The 5,094-nt window shown below is 34.9% G+C and carries 3 protein-coding genes; 2 read left to right on the top strand and 1 reads right to left on the bottom strand.

Annotation, left to right across the window (positions count from 1 at the left end; genetic code table 11):
* Window positions 1-424, bottom strand: a 424-nt coding sequence (locus NEOC95_RS00310) for an ISAs1 family transposase (protein WP_213150935.1), incomplete at its 3' end; no start/stop codon positions are given.
* 381 nt (window positions 425-805) lie between these two features.
* Here NEOC95_RS00310 and NEOC95_RS00305 point away from each other — a divergent pair.
* Both NEOC95_RS00305 and NEOC95_RS00300 read left to right on the top strand, forming a co-directional pair.
* On the top strand, window positions 806-3,664 hold the full coding sequence (locus NEOC95_RS00305) for a class I SAM-dependent methyltransferase (protein ID WP_213150934.1): 2,859 nt from the start codon (window positions 806-808) through the stop codon (window positions 3,662-3,664).
* Between the two features lie 1,212 nt (window positions 3,665-4,876).
* Window positions 4,877-5,032, top strand: coding sequence for a transposase (locus tag NEOC95_RS00300; protein WP_213150933.1), 156 nt, complete (start codon window positions 4,877-4,879; stop codon window positions 5,030-5,032).
* Window positions 5,033-5,094 lie beyond the last annotated feature (62 nt).

Below are 5,094 nucleotides of genomic sequence, written 5' to 3'. Positions count from 1 at the left end.
GTATTAGCTTATTCTCTGCTGCAAAGGCACTAACCATGTGAATTGCTTTTCCTTCACGAGCTATATCATGCGAGCCTTTTAATGTTTTGCCATCTATAGCAATCACTCCTTTAATGGCTCCAGCAATATTTTGGGTCCATTGTACAAAACATCTTTCAAAATTCGAGGCAGATACATAGCGAAAAAATCTTCCTAAAGTATCATGCGATGGCACGCCTGCTAAGCAAATTCCATGCCCTTGCAGCCAAGGTAAATTGCAAGACGCCCATAAATGGATCGACACCCAGTCATCTGCACCACATAAAATCGCCAGGATGCTAATGGTAATCACGTCAAACAAACTATAAGCTTGGTTCCGCTGTTTCCTTGGATCTTCTAGATTCTTAAATGCAATAAAAATGCTATTTGGCTTATGTATATTCATTCATCTCTCCTTTGTAAGGATAGAGATAATGATAATTATACCTCCCACTCTGTCAACTTAAATCTTCATGCAATTTCCCTGCGTATGAAAGTAAATTTTTATTTTCAATTGTGTTGAATATTAAAATTAAGCTATACATATATTTTTAAATCTTAAGTTAACTTGTATTTGCCTCAAGGAAGCAATATGTTTTCATTTTCATTTAATCCAATAGCTACTCATACGACCCTAGAAGGTACTTTTAATTTTTTTGAAGGAACCGGAAGCGAAAAAATTTATGCCAAAGTTCCTAAATAAGAAGGTCTTTTTCCTGTAAGCATATCGCCCCAAGTCAGGACCGAGGCATTAACTCATTTATCCTCGGCTGCTAAAATAAAACGATTGCTACAAGGTTTCTTTGTACAACCTACATATCAAGCAGAAACACATGCAGTAACCCTTGAGCCGTCCTCTCCTGAGATTGAGACTTGGAATAATAGAACGATGTTAAGATTGCCTTCTGGCGCCATATTTATTTGTCGAGCAGACGGGAAAATCAGCTATGCGATTGACGATACTGTTACAACATGGGATTGGCCAACGGATACTTATGAAGTCACTGAAGTAAAAAATGCTGCGTGCATTACAGCTTTAGCAGAGAAAAGCGATGGCTCGCTGATCTTAGGAGATGAAAAAGGGCAATTGCATGTTTCAGGAAAAATAATTGATACGAGGGTTCAGCAATCTATTACTGAAATTCTCTATTTTCATGATGCCTGGGCGCTTATAAAATACGAAAAAATTTTGGAAAAAGAAAGAGGAGAGACAGGGCTAAAAAAGCTTAATTTTCTTACAGGCGAGGTAGAGGAAGTAGATTCGCAGACAGAAATTCTAGTGTTAGGTGATAGCTCTCTTGCTATTCTAGACAAAAGTACTGTCCGCTGGGAGCAATTCGATCAAACCCAAAGAAGATTTATTGAATTACCTAGCCGCGCTAAGAAGGAAAATATTTCTAATATTCTCTTAGCTTCGAAGACGAAAGTTTTGTTTTTACATCAAGACAATAAAGAGCTGCTTACAATGTATGATATGGAAGATGATATAGAAGCGCAAACTGAACAAACGTGGAAAAATAAAGATCGATGGAAGAATTATGATTCTGGTTTCCTTTATGCTTGTCTAGATGATCAAGCGATTGCTGTCAGTAATATGCGGAGCGTAACATTCTATTATAGAGATGACCTTGCAAAAGAACCTATGCGTATAGCTAAAGCTGAATTAAGGAATGCCACTGCTATGATAACACTTTCAAATGGCTCTATAATATGTGGAACATATAATAGTGGGATTTCTTCAATATTTGTAGTAGACATAGAAGGAAAAATTGCCTTTAATCATACCTTTTCTAATGAAAATTCTCAAATTGAAAGTCTAACAGAATTGCCAAATGGTTCTATAGCAATTAAATTTTACGACTCTATTAAAATTCTTCAGCCTCAATTTAAAGATAAATCTATTCATTCCGATAATGAATCGAAACATAGTACCTATCTAGCGAGCTTAGAAGCAGCCTTTAAACAGGCAAATTTTTATAAAGCACGCCGTTTTTACGAGAAAGCTAAAAAACTACCATCAAACAGCAATGCCCATAGCCTTATTTCTCTTCTTCATCTTAAAAAATCTCTAAATAAAAAGCTTTATAGACAGATTCTCCTTAATACATTATACGATCAAAACAACAAAGAGGTAAAAGATCTTCATTTAGAACAAGAAGTTTCCACATGGAAAGCTAAGACATGTAAAAAGAGGTTGTTTATAGGAGAAGGAACTTTTACCTTTACTGAGGCTTTTATCAAGAAACATGAGAAGACTCATCCTCTTTTAGCTTCCTCCATTGTTGCTACAGAGCTGACTGTCCCTGCTGAAAAGAAAGAAGATGTCATGCAGAGAGTTTCCCGTCTAAGAGAACTAGGAGTGACAGTATTGTTTGGCATTGATGGACAATTCCTTCATAATCATTTCAGAGAAAAAAGAATTAAACGCATTCATTGGAATTGCCCCTATACTGGAAAAGGAGGAGGTGGCCAAGATAAGTTTAAAGCAGCAATTCCTCAGTTTTTCTTATCTTGTACCCATTTACAGATGGAGGGAGATCGTATACATATAGCTCTTATGCATGAAAAAGAATCTCAAACGAGAGAAAAAAATTGGAAATCTAGGCAAAAAGAAAATTCTATTGTCTTGGGTGCCACCTCGGCAGGTTATCGTCTTATAAGAAAGCGTTTGTTCGGTCCCAAACGTTATCCAGGTTATCAGCATGCTAAGACAGATGGAAATGATCACACAGCCGGTGACGGTGAGCAGCGGGAATTTGTCTTCGAAAAGGCGCATCAGCCTTCTGCAAAAGCAGAATCTGAGTTTTTAGCTTGTGCTAGATCTTTAGAAAATGAATTTTCAAAAAATGTAAATCTTTTAAAAGACGAGTATGCTCAATATGTCTCAAATATAAAAAACTCTTTTGTAGAAAGAAAGATAAAGCGGAGGGATTACTTCAAAAAAATCAACTTCAGCGAAAAAACAAACCCTGCTGAAGGTGATTTTTCCGCTAAAGTAAAAGAATTAGAAGAACAATTATACTTAAACCTACAACAAGCGGAAAAAAATTTTGAGGATAAAGTGAGGATTTCAAATTTTAATTTTTTGACCATAGAAAGAAGGAATTCACAAGATATCCAAGCTGTATGTTGGGCTTATGTGCAGAAGCTAGAAAACTCTTCGTTAGATTATATGAGAGTCATAGGCAGAAAATACTTATACTATGCAAAATATTTAGAAATCAATTTTGTTTCTATTTATGCTAATTTATCCGATTATTCACAAGAAAAGGTAAGTAAGTCAAAAAGATATTTTATAGATTTGTGTGATAACCCAAAAGTAAGTTCGCCAATTGATGAAAATGATAAAACCTCTACTGGTTTTATAGGTGGATTAGAAAGTCTCAATAAAACGTTATCAGATCGAGAAGGTGAACTGAGAGCAAAAACTTTAAAGATTATAAAAGATTTAAAAATTCTTTCTTTAGCTTATATAAATGCTTTGATGGATCCTAATAAGAAAGAATTTGCAATTAAAATATTTCAAGGAATAGATAAAAAAAGTGGGCAATCCGGGTCATCTAATGGGATAAACTTTGACTTACAGAATTGTTATTATGAATGTAGTAGTGATGAGGATTCTTCTGATTGTTATGACTCTGACTAAGTTTTTAAAACCTAACCTTAGTAAATTCAAAGATCTTGATAGGAGCACTCTTGCTTGAAGACAATTAAGGCTTAGACTATGTTGTAGGGCTGTAAAGATGGTTAGATACTCTTCTCCTTCTTTTTAGCTTTACTGTAGGTTGTTTATACTATTTGCCTTCTGGGAAGGCTTGCTTACCGGCATTCGTAGTAATTTCTAGTTCTGTCTCCGCTAGGATAGGAGCATCCTTGATACTTTCCCCTTATTATAGCAACTTAATGACTTTTCCTTTGCTTCCTTCTAATTCTATTTGATTCATTTCTAGGATAGCTTGAGGCATAAAGGCCATCTATTTTTATTTCCAAGGCAATGGCTGTAGTCGTAAAAGATTATCCTTGTGGCTGTAATCATGGCTATTTATATTTCCCTATTGAATAGGATAGCATATTAGGATTGACTGAGGCTTTTAAGAACCTTTTTATAGGGGTACTCCTAATAATTTTGCTGCTAACCCTCACAGTAAGTAAGGCTTACCTAAAGTTAAGGCCCTTAATTTTTTTTAATTTTGGGGATAAACGTTCTTCTTATCCAAAGAGGCAAGAAGGAATAAAAATCCTTTCATTCTATTAAATTGGCTTCATTATTCATGGCGAATCTAACGTTTATACTCGGCTAGAGCAACGATTGATTTATCATAAATGAATAAGTTGCTAAAACCTCAATTTTAATTATCCTACCCATTTCTACACTCTGAACTAATCTAAAACATTTTTTAGTTATCCAAAAATTTATTCCGTTTTTTAGGTGGTAGTAGAGAGCTGAAAGCTAAGCTCTAAAGGCAACCTATCATCAGATTAGTATCTATAGGTTTATCAATAGAAGAGAGAATGCCTACAAGGAGCTTAATGTTTTTTATTAAACGTTTAAGTTAAAATTTAATCTTGTTAGATATATGCCATGTGTGCCAATTATAGCTTAGTTATACATAAAGATAGGTGGAAATTAATATCTGCTTGCAAAGCCTATAAAGGCTAATCCTCTAAGCTTTTTTCTTAAAAATCTTTATTTAAGGCTATTCAGCGCTCCGCTTGGCAACAAGCAAAAGATTAAATTTTAAATTTATTAATTACATGGCGTTGTTGCGTAAATGCTAAGAAGTGTATGCGATAAGATTGCCCTTTAACACATAAGAGCTATAAAATTAGTTTGCAACAACAAAAATATAGGCAAGCTATGGAAAAAAAGCTTAACTACCGCATACGTAACTGGTCCGATTATAACAAAGCTTTAGTGCAAAGAGGAAGCATAACCTTATGGTTTTCGGATGAAACCATTAAAGGATGGAGGGAAAATAAAAACACGGGTAAGAAGGGCCGTCCAAGAATTTAATCTGCTGACGCTATCTTATGCGTGTTGATGATTAGAGCGGTTTATCTTAACCCTGTCTCTTA

This window comes from Neochlamydia sp. AcF95, assembly GCF_018342455.1.
Lineage (GTDB): Bacteria > Chlamydiota > Chlamydiia > Chlamydiales > Parachlamydiaceae > Neochlamydia.
The sequence above is the reverse complement of the archived record's forward strand: the minus strand, read 5'-3'. Positions and strand labels throughout refer to the sequence as shown.